Origin of the sequence: Microcoleus asticus IPMA8 (assembly GCF_013179805.1) — a bacterium.
Classification (GTDB): domain Bacteria; phylum Cyanobacteriota; class Cyanobacteriia; order Cyanobacteriales; family Microcoleaceae; genus Microcoleus; species Microcoleus asticus.
On the sequence record NZ_SRRZ01000154.1, the window covers coordinates 1 to 16768 of the forward strand.

14 protein-coding genes are annotated in these 16768 nt (G+C 47.9%); 5 read left to right on the forward strand and 9 right to left on the reverse strand.

Annotated features, from left to right (window positions below; translation table 11 throughout):
* The 3 genes from E5S67_RS27935 to E5S67_RS27945 all read right to left on the reverse strand — a co-directional run.
* Positions 1–855 (reverse strand): DUF4335 domain-containing protein (locus E5S67_RS27935; RefSeq protein ID WP_339382751.1); only part of this gene is annotated, 855 nt, incomplete at its 3' end.
* A complete protein-coding gene (locus tag E5S67_RS27940) occupies positions 842–1447 on the reverse strand; it encodes a DUF3038 domain-containing protein (RefSeq protein WP_172192148.1) in 606 nt (201 codons plus the stop codon). The genes E5S67_RS27940 and E5S67_RS27935, both read right to left, overlap by 14 nt.
* 251 nt (positions 1448–1698) lie before the next feature.
* Positions 1699–4395, reverse strand: a complete 2697-nt coding sequence (locus tag E5S67_RS27945) for an endonuclease MutS2 (RefSeq protein ID WP_216670765.1) — start codon at positions 4393–4395, stop codon at positions 1699–1701.
* 593 nt (positions 4396–4988) lie between these two features.
* Between E5S67_RS27945 and E5S67_RS27950 the strand changes: the two genes are divergently transcribed.
* Positions 4989–6236 carry a sensor histidine kinase gene (locus tag E5S67_RS27950; protein ID WP_172192152.1) on the forward strand — a complete coding sequence of 416 codons (1248 nt, stop codon included), beginning with the start codon at positions 4989–4991 and terminating at the stop codon, positions 6234–6236.
* Between the two features lie 100 nt (positions 6237–6336).
* Here the strand turns inward: E5S67_RS27950 and E5S67_RS27955 are convergent, their stop codons facing one another.
* A complete protein-coding gene (locus E5S67_RS27955) occupies positions 6337–7074 on the reverse strand; it encodes an A/G-specific adenine glycosylase (RefSeq protein WP_172192154.1) in 738 nt (245 codons plus the stop codon).
* Positions 7075–7373: 299 nt separating this feature from the next.
* On the opposite strand from E5S67_RS27955, the gene exaC reads away from it, so the two are divergent.
* Together exaC and E5S67_RS27965 are read left to right on the forward strand one after the other, a co-directional pair.
* Entirely contained in the window at positions 7374–8894 is a 1521-nt protein-coding gene (exaC, locus tag E5S67_RS27960; RefSeq protein WP_172192156.1) for an acetaldehyde dehydrogenase ExaC, read from the forward strand.
* Between the two features lie 203 nt (positions 8895–9097).
* Positions 9098–9442, forward strand: coding sequence for a DUF779 domain-containing protein (locus E5S67_RS27965; RefSeq protein ID WP_172192158.1), 345 nt, complete (start codon positions 9098–9100; stop codon positions 9440–9442).
* Positions 9443–9526: 84 nt separating this feature from the next.
* Here E5S67_RS27965 and E5S67_RS27970 read toward each other — a convergent pair whose 3' ends face one another.
* The 3 genes from E5S67_RS27970 to E5S67_RS27980 all read right to left on the reverse strand — a co-directional run bounded on the left by E5S67_RS27970 (position 9527) and on the right by E5S67_RS27980 (position 11848).
* On the reverse strand, positions 9527–9991 hold the full coding sequence (locus E5S67_RS27970) for a DUF3598 family protein (protein ID WP_172192160.1): 465 nt from the start codon (positions 9989–9991) through the stop codon (positions 9527–9529).
* Between the two features lie 23 nt (positions 9992–10014).
* Entirely contained in the window at positions 10015–11085 is a 1071-nt protein-coding gene (locus E5S67_RS27975; RefSeq protein WP_172192162.1) for an FAD-dependent monooxygenase, read from the reverse strand.
* A 211-nt stretch (positions 11086–11296) separates the two neighbouring features.
* Positions 11297–11848: a DUF2854 domain-containing protein gene (locus tag E5S67_RS27980; RefSeq protein WP_172192164.1), complete on the reverse strand. Its 552-nt coding sequence runs from the start codon at positions 11846–11848 to the stop codon at positions 11297–11299.
* Between the two features lie 79 nt (positions 11849–11927).
* Between E5S67_RS27980 and E5S67_RS34610 the strand changes: the two genes are divergently transcribed.
* Both E5S67_RS34610 and E5S67_RS27990 read left to right on the forward strand, forming a co-directional pair.
* The gene (locus E5S67_RS34610) at positions 11928–12428 is read left to right on the forward strand and encodes a hypothetical protein (RefSeq protein ID WP_333188739.1); all 501 of its coding nucleotides are present in this window, start codon (positions 11928–11930) and stop codon (positions 12426–12428) included.
* 202 nt (positions 12429–12630) lie between these two features.
* On the forward strand, positions 12631–12801 hold the full coding sequence (locus tag E5S67_RS27990; RefSeq protein ID WP_015176488.1) for a hypothetical protein: 171 nt from the start codon (positions 12631–12633) through the stop codon (positions 12799–12801).
* Between the two features lie 253 nt (positions 12802–13054).
* Here E5S67_RS27990 and ppk1 read toward each other — a convergent pair whose 3' ends face one another.
* Both ppk1 and E5S67_RS28000 read right to left on the reverse strand, forming a co-directional pair.
* Complete coding sequence (ppk1, locus tag E5S67_RS27995) at positions 13055–15238, reverse strand: polyphosphate kinase 1 (protein ID WP_172192166.1); 2184 nt, start codon at positions 15236–15238, stop codon at positions 13055–13057.
* Between the two features lie 247 nt (positions 15239–15485).
* Entirely contained in the window at positions 15486–16670 is a 1185-nt protein-coding gene (locus E5S67_RS28000; RefSeq protein ID WP_339382752.1) for a HEAT repeat domain-containing protein, read from the reverse strand.
* Between the last annotated feature and the right edge of the window lie 98 nt (positions 16671–16768).

The following is a 16768-nucleotide window of genomic DNA, read 5'->3' on the forward strand; positions in this document are numbered from 1 at the left end:
CCCCCCCCGCCCCCGCCGCCCGGCGCCGCCGCCCCCCCGCCGCCGCCCGGGGGCTGAGGCGGTTTGGGGGGAAATGGCGGCCCGATCGAGCATTTTGATAATTCCTGTCGTCAGGCCCGCGCTGGCGACCATCATTGCTGCCACCTTGAGCCAGGGTGAGGACAGCGGCCGTCGGGACTCGCGGTTGAGGTTGGGAAGCGCCATCACTTCGGCGGCGCTGTCATCTAGTGCTGTGGCCAAGTCAAACAGTTGCAGGGTGCTCAACGGAACTACCGGCCCGGATTCTGCGGCGCTCAAAGAGCCTAAAAACAAGTTGTGGGCGAGCAAGCCGCGGGGTTCTAAGCGGGGGGGAACCGGAAGGTAGGAAGTTGGGAGAGAGTAGGGGTTGGAAGTTGCTAGTTCGGAAGTGTTGACGGCTCGATCGAATATGACGGCGTTATGCGCGGCTTCTGGCGAGTCTGGGCCTGCTGCGGTAAGACCGGTTTGAGAGTTGAGGTTGCTTTCCCAATCGCGGGATTCGCCGAGCAAGTTTTGGACGTAGTTGCTCACAGCTTCGTGGAGGGTTTCGAGTTGAATTCGATCGCCCCTGAGGGTAACGTGTTGGGTATCTGGCAGCCTGGGGTCGTCGAGCCGCAGCTCGAAACTTAAAGATTTAAACACCGGTTGGCCCGCCCAGCGAGATAGAGGCGAACTTTTGGCTGTAATTTCCAGCGTGCAAGTGGGGGGCGTGTACCGTTTGAGAACCATAGCAGAAAGTCTGTTGACTGTTGACGGTTGACTGTTGACGGTTGACTGTTGACTGTTGACTGTTGACTGTTGACTGTTGACTGCTGACCGTTGTTTAATTTTTAGCACGGTCTAGAAGAGCCAGCCAGAGGCGGCGGTGGCCGCCGGGACTGCTGTAAAACAGCAAATCGATCAGGAGTTTGAGAGCCAAATCAGTCAACTCTCGGGCCGATAAATTTTCTGCATCTTCCATTCGCGAGCCATAAGTGTTGCTGAACCTGTCAATATAATCTCCCAGCAAAGCGATGGTGTGAGGTTCGCGGTTTTGCTCAGCCATTTGTTCGAGCAAAGCAACAGCGCGGCGGATTAAAGCTTGGTGCTGTTTTGCCAAATGACAGCTTATCAAAACCAGCGATCGAGCTTCCTCCACATCTAGTTTTTTTCGCCCTCCCTGGCCTTTCCGCAGCGGGTTAGATTGGCGCAGCCGCCACAGAGCTACCCGATCGGCTACCATTGGCTCTAAATTCAGTTCGGCTGCTACCTTGAGCATCGCCTCTGAGCCAATTTCTGCCAGTGCTTCTAGGGCTAACAGCACTAAATCCAGTTGGGCTTTAATGTTGTCCAACTGGGTAGGTTCTGGTGCTTTTTGGGTCAATTCTTCCCAGTTGGGAGATGGGCCCGTTTCGTTTGTGGGAGCGGAGGACTTTACGGTCGAGCGCATGGCTTCAGCACGGGAAATTAAGACAGGTTGAGGCAGGATATCAAACAGTATGCAGTGATGAAAGCTTTGCGGCCTGTGGGCAACAGCACATCTGTTAATTTTTCTCCATAGCTCGTTGCTTTGATTCCGGCAATCCTAACTGTTGGACGGAGCTGCGGGTTAAAAGTTGCCGTTTCAAGTTCGATCGATCGCAATCAGCAAAACCCATAGATTTTCACCCCTAACCATGCTACGCCACGGGATGCCACAAATCAATGTAAATAAGCGATCGTCACACCTGCACCTCCTTCTTTTTGACTGGCGAGCTCAAAGCGGGAAACCTGCGGGTGATTCGCGAGGAACTCGTGAACCCCGCGCCGCAACTGTCCGGTACCTTTGCCGTGAATTATCCACAGCACTCCGTATTCCACGGCCTTGGAAAGAGCTCTGTCTATTTCGATTTCTGCATCTGAGACTCTCGCACCCCGTAGGTCGATCGTATTATTAGCAGTGCGAATGGCAATTTCGGGATTGGGTTTTGCCGGTTCCGACGCTGCTTGCTTGGCTTTAGCCGTAGCGAGTGCTTGTGCTTGGGCTGCTACCTTGGCTAGTTGAGCTTTAGTTTCCGGTTTTTGACCGTCTAGGGATTCAATTTCTCCTAGTTTGACAGTCATTTTCATAATCCCAAACCGAACGCTCAACTCTTCGTTAGCGTCGGGGCCGCTGAGGACTTCGGCGGTTTGGCCCAAGCTGGGAATGCGGATGCGATCGCCCACTTTCGGCATAAAACCAGGTTTGGGTTTAGCCGGTTGTTGGCGAGAGGGCAGGTGTTTTTCAGAAATTTGATTTAAAGTATCTGTCGCTTGTTGGGCATTTTGAGCCGTCTGGTTGCCCGACTGCAAGCGGCGAATGATTTGAGCAATTTCTGATTTTGCCGACCCTATCGCCTCATTTACTGCCAATTCCTGAGCTATTTTCAGTTCTCGCTCCCGCTCTTGCAAAGCGGCTGCTTTTTGAGAAACTTCTCTGTGCAGTTTTTCGGTTTGGTGTAGCAGTTGAGTTGCTTCTCTGGCTTTGGTTTCCTGTTTCCGGCGCTGTGCTTCGAGTCCGGCAATCACTTGATTGACATCTTGAGACGCTCCCCCGACATAGGTTTGAGCTTCTTCGACTATGGATGCTAGCAAACCGAGTCTTTTGGCAATGGTGAGGGCGTTGGAACGTCCGGGAATTCCCCACAGCAAGCGATAGGTTGGCTGCATGGAATTGTCGTCAAATTCTACTGAGGCATTTTCAAAGCGGGAGTCTTGATATTTGAGGGCTTTGAGTTCGCCAAAGTGGGTAGTTGCAACTGTTAATAGGGAATGTTGGGCGAGGTATTTCAACAGGGCGATCGCCAATGCACTGCCTTCAGATGGGTCTGTACCCGCTCCTACTTCGTCTAACAAAACTAAAGATTTGGGAATTGGTAATTGGGAATTAATATTTGGGATTTGGGGTTGGGAAATTTGTAATTTAGGTTTGAGAATTGGGAGAGCCGAAACAGTGTTCTGTGTATCTATGACTTCTTCGTCTTGCTGTTGGGAATTAGTAATTGGAAGGTTTGAATTTTCTTCCCCCTCAGCCTGCGATTTATTGTCGTCTAAAACTTCTAAAATGCGGCTGATGCGGCGGATGTGGCCGGAGAAAGTAGACAAACTTTGCTGCAAAGATTGTTCGTCACCAATATCAGCCAAAATATTGTCGAACCAAGGCAATTCTACGGGTTCGCGGGCGGCAACAAACATTCCTGCTTTCGCCATTAAAGCTGCCAATCCCAAAGTTTTGAGGGTGACAGTTTTGCCGCCCGTGTTGGGGCCGGTGATGGCGACGACGCGGATGTGCGGCCCGATCGTTAAATCGACCGGCACGACTGGAAAGCCTTGCTCGTGCTGTTGCTGCCAAACTAATAAAGGATGGCGCAACTGGCGCAGGGTAATTTGCGATCGCAGGTTGCGAATTAATAATTGACTGTTTTCTGAGTTTTCCTCATCTTCTTGTTCCTCATCTTCTTTATCGGGATTTTTTGGTGCTAATTCTGGCTCTCCCAATTCGATAAATTTCGGCGGATTTGCTTGCAGCCAATAACTGTAACGCGCTTTAGCGGCCGCTAAATCTAAAGTTGTAACTACCACCACCAATCTGTCTAAATCGGGTTTGACTGCTGCGACTTGCTCTGTGAGGGCGCGGCGGACTGCTTCTTCTTCGGCTTGTTCTTGCCTGAGCAACTGCCGCATTTGGTTGTTAAGATTGACTGTGCTGTGGGGTTCTACGTACAGTGTCGCGCCGCTGGCCGAGGAGTCGTGAACGATGCCCGGTATGGCATCTTTTTGAGGAGCTTTGACGGGAATGACAAAGCGTCCGCTTCTTTGGGTAATTAGCTGTTCTTGTACGGCGTTGGATTGGCGCTGCAAAATCCCCTGCAATATTTGATAAATGCGATCGCGCAACTGTCGCATTTGAACTCTAATTCCTGCTAATTTAGGAGTTGCTCTGTCTGCTACTTGAGCGCGATCGTCTATACAGCGGTGGATTTCTTGCTCTAGTTCGGGATAAGTCCGCAATTGGGCTGCCAGTTCTTTGAGCGTCGGCACATCTGCCTGAGAGTCAATTATCCGGCGCAATTGCCTTGCTCCGGCGAGGGTAGTAGCAATTGCCAGCAATTCTTCGCCGCTGAGCAAACCTTGGAGTTCGGCTCGCTGCAGGGAAGTGCCGATGTCTTGGATTCCTTCAAAACTCAAAGCACCGCCAGCGCGGCTCTCTAACTGATAAGTTTCCTGAGTTTGGCCTAGGAGTTCTGCTGTTTGAGCTTGAGTTGCCGGGATTGGGAGGTCGAGGGCGGCGGCGACGCCGAGTTTGGTGGCCGCGAAGGTAGCCAAGTGCTGACACAGGCGCGGCCATTCTAATAGTTCTAGTGTTTCGGATTGAATCAAAGTTGAGGTGGTGTTGGTAATTGGCATTCCCAGGCGCTGACCTAGAAGGTTAGTTAGACGATACTATTAATCAATTCTTCGGATAATTTTTGATGACCAACAGTAGAATGTGGGTTGCAGCGCAATAGGCCTGCACGGGACAACGCTGACTACAAACTCAAAACCTAAGTTCAACTGTGCGGACTCCGGACCTTGCTCAACCCGGTTTTTTGGTAAATTTCTCGTGACTTGTCGCCAAACTCGTAGAAACCGGGTTTCTCGCCTGTGGACGCGGGCCGTGAAACTGTCCGAAGTATTGATTGATTAATTTTAAAGTTTTTTTATTGTTTCCGGGCGCAACTTGAGAAAGATTTAGGAGAGTTGTCAGCAGTCAGAAGGCAGAAAGCTGTTATCGAAAAGCCCCTTTACGAAGGCGAGATTTTGCTTTTTTGCGCTGCACGTCTAAAATTATACCTTCTAGCGAGCTATTTTGGCGTTTGAGGGAACTGGCGCGGGCTGTTTTTTGTGGAATTGAACTATTTGGGAATTTTAAATATGTCGGCGCAATTCTGGCGGTTGTATCCTAAAAAGTAATTTATGGAGCTGGTAGAAGTATGCCAAAGATTCTGGCGATCGTCGCGGATGCTGTGACTGTTGAAGTGGTGCAAGAGTTGCTGGGGAGGGAGGAACATGAGGTGAGAGTCGCTCCCGACGGTAATGAGGGTTTAGACTTGGCGAGGGAATTTTCGCCGGATGTGATAATTTGCGACGGGACTTCGCCTCAAATCAACTTTTTGGAGGTGTGCCGGCTGGTGAAAGCCGATCGTCAATTGGCTACAGCGTATTTTATTCTGCTGACAACAGCCGATCGCTTTGAAGAACTCCCAGAATTGGACGCGCCCTTTGACGATTTTCTGTTTAAACCGATAGTTAAGCAGGAATTTTTGGGGCGGGTACGCGCGTCTAAGCGATCGCGCGAGTTGAGGGCGCAGTTGGAACTCACCCAGCAAGAATTGCAACTGTCGCGCGATCCAATGCTGCAAAGTGAAAAAATGTCTACTTTAGGCGAATTGGTATCTGGTATCGCCCACGAAATTAACAACCCCATTACTTTTATTTACAGCAATCTCACTCATGTCCAAAGCTACGCTACCGATTTAATTGAACTGCTGCGATTGTATCAAAAAGAGCTAGTTACTCCCGGAGCGGAAATTCTGCAAAAACAGCAAGATATGGATGTGGACTTCGTTCTCGACGATTTATTAAAAATTGTGAGTTCCATGCGGACCGGGAGCGATCGCATCCGCCAAATAATCTTGTCGCTACAGGATTTTTCCCGCAGCGATCGATCGGGCTGGCAGTTATTCGATGTTTCCGATGGTTTAGAAAATACTCTGTTGTTGTTGCAGCACCGCTTGCCTGCTCGCGAGGGAAGGCGAGACATCAAGGTGATGAAACAATTCGGCAATTTGCCACAGATTGAGTGTTATGCAGGTCTGCTCAATCAAGCTTTTCTAAATATTATCAATCACGCGATCGATGCTTTAGAAGAGTCGGCTCAAGACTTGGAAGAGTTGGAATCAATCAAATTTAAGCCTGTGATTTTGATTAGCACTGAGGTGGTCGATGCTCAGCGGATTTGTATTGAGATTGCGGATAACGACATGGCAATCAGCAAAGATATCACAGCGCAAATTTCTGATTTCTTTTTGGCAGCACAACCTGCGGAACCAACCGTCGAATCGGGACTTGCTGTCAGCTATCGGATAATTGTAGAGCAGCACAAAGGAGAGTTGAAGTGTTTTTCGGAACCTGGTAAAGGTACTAGATTTCGGATCGAACTTCCGCTGCGTCACAGTTAATTAATAGTATTTACTGTTGGGTGGGGGCGGGTTTTTGAAATTGTTGGTTTGAGTCCTAAATTGTTGTGAACCCGCCCCTAAAATGACTGCACAAAATTTGTCAACTGAGTTCGGCAACGAGCAGAGAATTGATTTCGCTGCTCATTTTGTACTCGCACTGCTGTTGCAGCGGACACTCGCCGCAGTGGGGGTTTCTTGCAGTGCAAACTGCCGCCCCAAAGTCCAGCATTCCTAGATTCCACGGCCCGACTTGCTGTTTGGGAGCGACTCGTTCTGCAGCTTCCCAAAGTTCGGGCGATCGGGATTTTACTTTACCGCCGTCAATGCCAAAAAAACGCTGCAAAATCCTAGCAACATTCGTATCGAGCACCGCTTTTGGCTGTCCGAAAGCATTAGCGCAAACCGATCTCGCAATGTACTTGCCAACTCCGGGAAGTTCCAGCAACTGAGCTTCCGTGCGGGGAACATTTCCCTGATAATTTTCTAGGATAACCAGCACCGATTCCCGCAGCTTTTGCGCCCGAAAAAAAAGACCCAAAGGCTGCAACAAGCTAGCAACTTCCTCCGCAGGCGCGGCCGCTAGATCGGAGAGAGTCGGATATCGATCGACAAATTCTTGATAAATCGGAGCCACTGTAGCGGCAGTAGTTTTTTGCAGGAGGAACTCAGCCACTAAAATCGCGTAGGGGTCGCAGGTACGCCGCCAAGGAAAATCGCGACAATTGCGCTTTCCCCAAGCCTTCAGCCGGCGTTGAAACCAGCGGATTTTAGCAGCATCTAAATGCTTTGACCCCGGTTCAATATCGGAAGAAAAAACAACGGTATTTAAGGCAGGCATTTGATTGGTGATTTTGAGAAGTTGCCAAATTTATATCTATATATTAGCATATTTAAATAATTAGTAAAAAGCTCTTTTTATGCTCTCGTTCTTCTCTTCCTCTGCGTACTCTGCGGTTAACAAAAAAAATCTTATTAACCACCCATCCGACCCCGAAACGTAGAAACAACGTTGATTTCAAATATTTGAAAAATGTAAAATTTTGTATATTAAAGAACAAAATTGCCAGAGAATAGACGAGAATTGATATTCAAGAGATTTCAAGCGTCCGCGAAAACCAATTTAAATCAGGTAATAAAATGGTAGTAGCAGCACCTGTTCAATCCGGCAGTCAGTCGATTTTTCAAACTCGCTACGACAACTTTATCGGCGGCAAGTGGGTGCCACCGGTGAAAGGGAAATACTCGGAAAACCTTTCTCCAATTACAGGAAAATCAATTTGTCAAATCCCCCGATCGAGCGCCGAAGATGTAGAATTGGCACTGGATGCCGCCCACGCTGCGAAAGACAAGTGGGGCAAGACTTCCCCAGCCGATAGGGCGCGGGTTTTACACAAAATTGCCGATCGCATCGAAGAAAACCTCGATCGCCTCGCCATCGCCGAAACCTGGGAAAACGGTAAACCAATTCGCGAAACCCGCCTCGCAGACATACCGCTGGCGATCGACCATTTCCGCTACTTCGCAAGCTGCATCCGAGCTCAAGAAGGCTCGATCGGCGAACTCGACGGAACCACCGTCGCCTACCACTTCCACGAACCCCTAGGCGTCATCGGACAAATCATCCCCTGGAACTTCCCGATATTAATGGCCGCCTGGAAACTCGCCCCAGCCCTCGCCGCAGGCAACTGCGTCGTCCTCAAACCAGCAGGCCCCACCCCCGCGTCAATCTTGGTACTAATGGAAATCATCGCCGACTTAGTACCAGACGGGGTTATCAACGTCATTAACGGGCCCGGTGCCGAAATCGGCAAAACCCTCGCCACCAGTCCCCGGATTGCCAAAGTCGCCTTCACCGGCGAAACCACCACCGGCAGGCTAATCATGCAATACGCCTCCCAAAACGTCATCCCCGTCACCCTAGAACTAGGCGGCAAATCCCCCAACATTTTCTTTGAAGATGTCTGCGCCCAAGACGACGAATTCCTCGACAAAGCAGTCGAAGGATTAGTCATGTTTGCGTTCAATCAAGGCGAAGTGTGCACCTGTCCCTCCCGGGCCTTAATTCAGGAGTCAATCTACGATCGATTCATGGAAAGGGCGATCGATCGCATCCGCCAAATCAAACAAGACAACCCCTTAGATCCGACAACCGCCCTCGGCGCGCAAGTCTCCATCAACCAGATGGAAAAAATTGCCGAATACGTCAAAATCGGTCACGCCGAAGGCGCAGAATGCCTGATTGGTGGCGAAAGAAACATCTTAGCCGGCGACTTGCAAGACGGCTATTATTTCCAGCCGACAGTCTTCAAAGGAAACAACAAAATGCGAATTTTCCAAGAAGAAATCTTCGGCCCAGTATTAGCAGTCACCACCTTCAAAGACGAAGCCGAAGCATTAGAAATTGCCAACGATACTCTCTACGGTTTAGGTGCAGGAGTTTGGACTCGCGACATCAACACCGCCTACCGCATGGGTCGCGCCGTTCAAGCCGGCCGCGTGTGGACAAACTGCTATCACCTATATCCCGCCCACGCAGCATTCGGCGGCTACAAATCATCTGGTATCGGCCGCGAAAATCACAAAATGATGTTGGATCACTACCAACAAACGAAGAATTTGTTGGTAAGTTACAGCCCGAAAGCTTTAGGTTTTTTCTAAAGTTTTCACTCTTTGGTTTGTAGTGATGACTAAAGTCCTTCAACTATTAAATTCTCTCAGGAACAGGCACGATGCCTGTTCCACAAAGAGTGAATTTTCTGCTTGTGGGGTGTCCCGCCCGCCCAAAAATACAATTTAGATGCCCGACAGCTTACTACAAACTCATAATAATAACTAGAGATTGTTCTTCTAAACAGACTGCAATGGAAACTGCAAAAGTCACCGCGACAGAAGCTGCTTTAAAATTAATTAGCCATCTCAAAACTCAACACGGAGAATTGATGTTTCACCAATCCGGCGGCTGCTGCGACGGTAGTTCCCCCATGTGCTTTCCCGATGGCGAATTGATAATCGGTGATGGTGACGTATTACTCGGCGAAATAGGCGGTTGTCCGTTTTATATTGCAGCGCAGCAATACAAAAATTGGCAGCACACGCAGTTAATTATAGATGTGGCATCGGGACCCGGAGGCAGCGATTTTTCCCTGGAAGGGCCGGATGGAGAGCGTTTTATTACTCGTTCTCGCTTATTTGTTAATGCTGATTAATTACTTCTTGAAAACGCGAGATATGTTAGATTCCCGACTTTTTAAAGAAGTGGGGAATCTGGGTATTTTTTTATGCGGGCTTAGTTATACACGCATTTCCTCAATAAATGAGATGCCATCAAAAACGCCATCTTTAAAAGCTTGAGTGCTGCGAACTCGGTGATTTTCGGCGAGTAAAGTCATTGTTTCCACAAAAGTAATGAGTGCGTCATCCTGAGTTTTAGTTGCTCGAAAGCAAATAACTTCCTGGCCCGCATCCCACGCAATCGCCGAAAAATCAGAATAACTGCTAGAAAACAATTTCAGAATCCGATTTTCAAATTCCCCTTGAAAATTTAGCTGGAGGCGAGAACCGTCTGAGTATTCATAATTATTAACTTGTCGGTAGTGACTTCCCTCAATCGAGATGCTAAAACTACCGAAAAAGCTGCGAGTAAAATGTCCGCGAGTATCAGTCTTAATATACTCGCCTTTCCACGTACCAAGATGACGGGTGAAAATTTCAGGAACTTTGTCTAAATCAGGAGAGGAAAATATATTTGCCGACATGGGGATTGCTCTATTCTCTATTTCTAACGGCGACCTATTTTCAAACTCATTTCGCGGCTAGTGCGTTGATATTCGTGGACAATAGGTAATCTTTCAGCTTGAAAATTTTCCAGCGCTTCGGCAATGTTAGCACTGTCGGTGAGATGTTGGGCTAAAGACAGACCATCTTCCCAACCGGAAGTCATACCTCTAGCGCGTGTGGAACTTTTCGCGTGGGCCGCATCTCCAATTAAGATAACACGACCATCATAGATTTTTGGTAAGGGGTCAATGTCATAGGAAAAACGACAGACAATATTTTCCACAGGGGTTGATTCAATAACTTTTCGCGCATCCTCTGGGAGTTTTGCTAGTTCTTGGGGAGGAATGGTAATATTATTAGGTTGTAGTTTCCCTATTTCGGATTCTGCCCGCTCTTTTTCAATAAAGAAACCCCAATGAGTGCGACCTCCACCAATGTGAAAGAAGTTGGCATAAATTCCCCTACCGCGCACGTAAACAAAAAAGTTTCCTTCGGGACAGAAGCTATTATCTTCGACAATTCCTCGCCAGACGATATCGCCTAAATAGAATAGTTCAACACCTGGAACTATATATTGACGAACTTTGGAGACAATTCCATCTGCGCCAATTAAAAGATCGCCTTCCCATTTACTGCCATCTTTAAAGTGCGCGATCGCGCTGTGCTCGGTTTGGGCGATCGATGCTACTTCCGCATTAAAATGAATACACTCAGGGGGTAACTCGTCGAGGAGTGCTTCTAGAATAGCTTTGCGGTGTACCAGCATTCCTGGGAGTTCATTTTCTTCATAGGTAACGGGTTCAGAATTGATGACACCGCCACGGAGGTTGCGAAACTCGAATAATTTAACCGGATCGCCTGAGTTGATAATTTTTTGGGTGACTTGATGGTTTCCGCGATCGAGCGCTTCCATACCTGCTTGTACGATCAGGATACCGCAGCCATCGGTGCGGGCATAGGGTGCTTTTTCAAACAAGTCCACTTGAAACCCTTGTTGAATCAGCAGAATTGCCAGATAAGCTCCTGATGTTCCTGCGCCGATAATACCTATCCTGCTTTGGGACGAAACCATTTGTGCTTCTCCAGATTTAAAATTGCCGATCGGTTCTCAACCACTATTGTAATTAAGGAAAATCTAATTTGCGCGATCGCCCTATTGCGGATTGAGCTTTTGTTGATAGCGACAGGTTTCAAGCTGCCGCTAAAATCAGTATCTGATGTGATGCAGGATTAATTATTAATTGGCGACTTCAAAATTCACGAACTCCAAACTTAAAACTACTTTAAGCTTGAGTATTTTTAATTAAAGCCAATTCAATTTTGTCATCCGCCTTTTGACTCACTTGTGCGCGCAAACCTGGCCCAAAAAAAGTAGCTATTTTGTCTTGCTTTTCTTCCCAGAGGTCGATCGGCATTAACGGCGAATAAAACTCTAAAATTAACCCATAAGCACCATCAACATCAACTTCCCGCAACCCTTGCAGGAGAGGCCGTTCCTCGTCTGTTGGGGCCAAGCCCAGACGCTCCAAAGCATCATCTAAGTGCGCGGGTTGGCCGTAGCGAAATCGGGTGATATCTTTGCGGACTTGGTTTTGAGTATCTGTGGCCTGACTTTCTCGCAGGAGAAGAACTTCGGGAGAAGTCGGTTCGGTGAACTCCACCGGTTCGAGTTCGGCTGCTTTCAGCGCCAAACCTCCCAGCAACAGCGGAATTCCATAAAAAAAACCGGCTAGGTTCAGGGTAGGTTGGTCTGTGAAGTAGGCTGTGAACCCGACTGCTGCTATAATACCGCCCACAACTAAGGCTAGGTTTGCTAAAGAAATTTTACGTAACATATTAGTGAGGTAGTTAGCTGGAATCAACAATATACTTTAATTATTATCTGTCAAAAAGTCTTGAATAAATTTAGTTTTTTTGCCAAAAGACCTGCAAAAACTGCTAGCATCTATGAGCGCGGGAACGGTGTGCATCCACAGTCTTGTCTCTAGCTTCAGAAGCTTATCCAGCCGGACTCGCCCGGGCGCGCCATCGGTAAATATCCGTGTTAATTGCGCGGCGTTGGTTTTAGAAGGCAATCGAGATCGGCAGTATCATCAAAGTATACAGAGTGGCGATCGCGATCGACACTCTTGCCCTTTCAACCATTTTTCGGACATGATTAAAGACGAAGACAAACAAACTGCTGGAGCAAACAAGTCGGTTCTAGAGCAGATTAACTCGCTCAAACGCGAAGATGAAAGGCTTTATAATATCTTAGCGATCGATGTCTGGGCCCTAGCCAAGACAATGGATGAATATCAACCGGGATTTTGGGCTGCTTTTATGAAAAACCGGGAGAAGGCCCTGAAACGATTTTTAGCTGGAATGATGAAAAATAAACCTGCAGATACCAAACGTCCGCCTTTTTTGCGCTAAAATTTGGTTTAAGTTTGGCTGAAGTTTTGATGTACAATCAAACTATAACACAGACTCAAAAACCCAGAGCAGGTTCATCACTTCCCATATAAAAACAGTGAAGGATTTGCCCAAAAAGGTAGGTCGGTGAATTAAGAATCTCCGTCTGTTCGCAGGGGGGAATGTCAAATATTTTTGTTAATAGTAGCAAAGGCAAAAAACCATGGATGCACAAACAATCAAAGAGCGCGTAGCAGAGATCGAGAGCAAGCGGGAATCCCTCGTGCGGCTGTTAGATCGATCGGACTTGGGAGCCCTGAGAATAGATGTGAGTCAGGCGATCGAAGAAATTGACGATCTCTTAGAAGAATTCAAGCGGACTTTTAACAGTTAAGTAGTCATTAGTCAGTAGTCAGTAGTCAGTAGTCAGTTGTCATCAGTCATTAGTCATCAGTTATTAGTTGTCAGTCATTAGTTGTCAGCTAAGCTGTCGCTAATTTAATTTGGATAGTTATGTTACTAAAAATCTTGTGGGGTGGACCGGAGAGCCCGCCCTCACAGTGAAAATTAAATGCAGTACAGCTTAATAGCTAACAAGAACCGACAACTGCTCACTGCAAATTTGACTAATGACTAATGACTACTGACTAATTCATCACCATATCCATCAAAATTTGCTGAGAACTCACTTCCGGGCAATTAGCAGGCGGCCGCCGCTGAGAGTAGTGTCCTCCCGGCTGCAAATCCCAAGCTTGGCGGTTGTCAGCCAGCATTACCCCCAAAATTTCTTGCAATTCCTTGGCAATTGTCGGGTCTTCCACCTGAACTATCGCCTCAACCCTTCTTGTGAGATTGCGCTGCATCCAGTCAGCAGAACCAATATACACCTCTTCGTCGCCACCGTTGAAAAAATAAAACATCCGAGAATGCTCTAAAAAGCGGCCGATAATACTGATAACTCGGATATTTTCGCTAACACCTTCAACGCCGGGACGCAAACAGCAAATCCCTCGGATAATCAAATCAATTTTAACTCCCGCTTGCGAAGCTTCGTACAAAGCAACAATAATTTGAGGGTCAACTAAAGCGTTCATTTTAGCGACAATGCGGCCGCAGCTACCGTTGCCGCCTTCGGCCTGCAAGCGGCAGAATTCGACCTCACGCCGAATTAAAGCTAAAAATCGATCGCGCATATTGACCGGTGCCACCAACAATTTGCGATAAGATACCTGCCGCGAATAACCAGTCAAATAATTAAACAAATCCGTCAAATCCGATCCCAAATCCTCGCGACAACTCAACAAACCCACATCGGTATACAGTCCGGCTGTTTTGGGATTGTAATTGCCGGTGCCGATGTGGACGTAGCGGCGGATGTACCCGTCCTCGCGACGCACTACCATCACAATTTTGGTGTGGGTTTTGAGTCCCACCAAACCGTAAACTACGTGGACTCCAGCTTGTTCTAACTTGCGAGCCCAATTAATATTATTTTCTTCGTCAAACCTAGCTTTGAGCTCTACTAAAACGGCTACCTGCTTGCCGTTTTCCGCTGCTTGAATTAAGGCGCTGACGATCGGCGAATCTCCAGAAGTGCGGTATAAAGTCATCTTAATCGCTAACACGGAGCGATCGTGCGCCGCCTCAGTAATAAACCGCTGCACCGTCGCCGCAAACGAGTGATAGGGATGGTGCAGCATCAAATCCCCCTGGCGGATGGCGGTGAAAATATCCTGACCATCCTCAGCATCCAACATTGATTTCTCTAAAATCCTTGCCGATTCCAAGTTCCGCAAGCGCGGCGGCACAACCGGAGTCCAAGGTGGGTCTTTCAGTTCCGGCACTGGCAGCCCCACAAAAGACATCAAATCCTTGAGGCCTAGCAGCCCCTCTACGACGTAAACATCTTGCTCGCCGAGATCCAGCTCCTCCATCAGCATATCTCGCAGCGCAGGCGGCATAATCGCTTGAATTTCCATCCGCACCGCAGAACCTCCAAACCGGCGCTTGCGGAGCTCCTGTTCTATTGCCAGCAGCAAATCCTCCGCCTCATCTTCCTCCACCGTCAAATCGGAATTGCGAGTAATGCGGAACGGGTGATATTCCTCTACGTCCATCCCCGGAAACAAAGCTTCTAAATTGTGGGCAATCACCTGTTCTAGGGGCACGCCAGTCCAAACTGGAGATTTGCCCCTCTGCTGCCACTGCAAATCCCCCGGCAGCGGCAAAAACCTCGGCAAAACCTGCGGTACTTTGACGCGGGCAAACAATTCTTCGCGCGTGTCCGGGTCTCTGACTACTACTGCTAAATTGAGGCTGAGATTGGAAAGGTAGGGGAATGGGTGGCTGGGGTCAACTGCTAGGGGAGTGAGTACGGGAAATACTTGTTCTTTGAAGTAGCGGTGCAAGTAATTGCGCTGTTCTTGATTGAGGTCAATGTAGTCGAGAATGTAGATTTCGCTTGCTGCTAGTTTCGGCCGCAGGGTTTGCTCAAAATAGGCGTGTTGCTGAGAAACCATCGGCAAAAGCCGCTTGTTCAGGGCATCTAGCTGTTGTTGAGGCGTGCTGCCGTCGGAGGTCAATTTGCTGACTTTTGCGTGTACTTGCTGTTTGAGGGCGCCTACGCGCACCATAAAATATTCGTCTAGGTTGGAGCTAAAAATAGCGAGAAATTTAAGTCTTTCTAGGAGGGGCGTGCGGGGGTCGAGGGCTTCGTGGAGCACGCGGTTGTTGAATTCTAGCCAGCTTTGTTCTCGGTTGAAGTAATATTGAGGGTCGCTGAGGTTGATTTCAGTGTAGGTTTTGGCGGGGGTCTTTTTTGGCTTGGGCATGGTTTGGGGGAGTCTTTCGGAGGCTCGGTGATGGCATCTCTAGAAATAGTATTGTAGGTTAAAGGATTTGTTCGCATCTGCTTTTGGTCGATCGCACGTTTTTGTAATACCTGTAGGGAAACGGCCCAGCCTAAGTCCGGCCCCTGGATGTGCGACTTATCCCCTCGCCCCAATCCAATTCTGTACCGCATTCAGCAAGTCCTCTTGATTTGGCGGAAAACCTGTTAACGGCAATTCCAGCGGTGGGTTAAGCGTGCCATGCTTGATAAAAGTCTGGGTAAGTCATATTTTCGGCACACTCCCAGATGACTCCGTGACATCTTTCATTCCGACCCAAATCATTTTTGTAGATTTCCGAAGTTAGGCGATTTTTCAAACCTGAGACTGCGGTGGCGAAGTGTTTACCTTTCATAATTTTCAGTAAGCTATCTGCCGGGTCAAAAATAGAATATTCAGGGTGATAACTAGGAATCAACTCTATTAAAGTCGCGATCGCAACTGGGTGATATTTCTCTATTTTCCCTAAGCTAGATGCCGATCGACACCGGGTATCTGCATTACCTGAATTGCGGATTAACTCGACTAAGGTGGCGATCGCTTCTGGGGAATTTTTGCCTATTTCTCCCAAATATTCTGCTGCTTGAAGCCTGGTCAGTTCATCACCTGAAGTGCGGATTAACTCGATGAAAGCGGCGATCGCAACTGGGTTATTTTTGCCTATTTTTTTTAATTTATTTCCCAATTCCCACAGATGATATGCATTCTGAGAAGTGCCAAGCAACTCGACTAAAGTGGATATCGCAACTGGGTTATTGTTATCTATTTCCCCTAAGCTAGATACCGCTTGAAGCCGGGTATATTCACCTTGAGAAGTACCGAGCAACTCGACTAAAGCGGAGATTGCTTCTGGGTTAGTTTTGCCTATTGCCCCTAAGCTTTTTATCGCTTGACACCGGGTACTTTCAGCACCGGAATTGCGGATTAACTCGACTAAAGCGGCGATCGCAACTGGGTTATTTTTGCCTATTTTTCCTAAGCTATATGCCACTATTATATAGGTAGGTACGTTATACCACTGGAAAAACCGGTATATACCGTTCTCAACTGAATTGGGGATTAGTCCTACTAAAGCGGCGATCGCTTCTGGGCTATCTTTGCCTATTGTCCCCAAGCTATATACCGCTCGCTTCCAGGTGTTTTTCTCAACTGAAGTGTGAATTAACTCTGCTAAAGCGGAGATCGCTACTGGGCTATCTTTATCAATTTTACCCAATATATCTGCCGCTTGCCACCGAGTAACTTCATCCTGAGAAGTATTGATTAATTCGACTAAAGTGGCGATCGCGTCTGGGCAATTTTTGCCGATTTCCCCCAAACTTCTTGTCGCTTCCCTCCGGGTATATTCATCACCTGAATTGCGGATTAACTCGATTAAAGCGCAATACGGTTCAGTTAAGGCTTAAATGATGGTAAATTACGTATTGTGTCCAAAAAGGGAGAGCAAGTACGGTGCATCTTAAAGAATTCTCA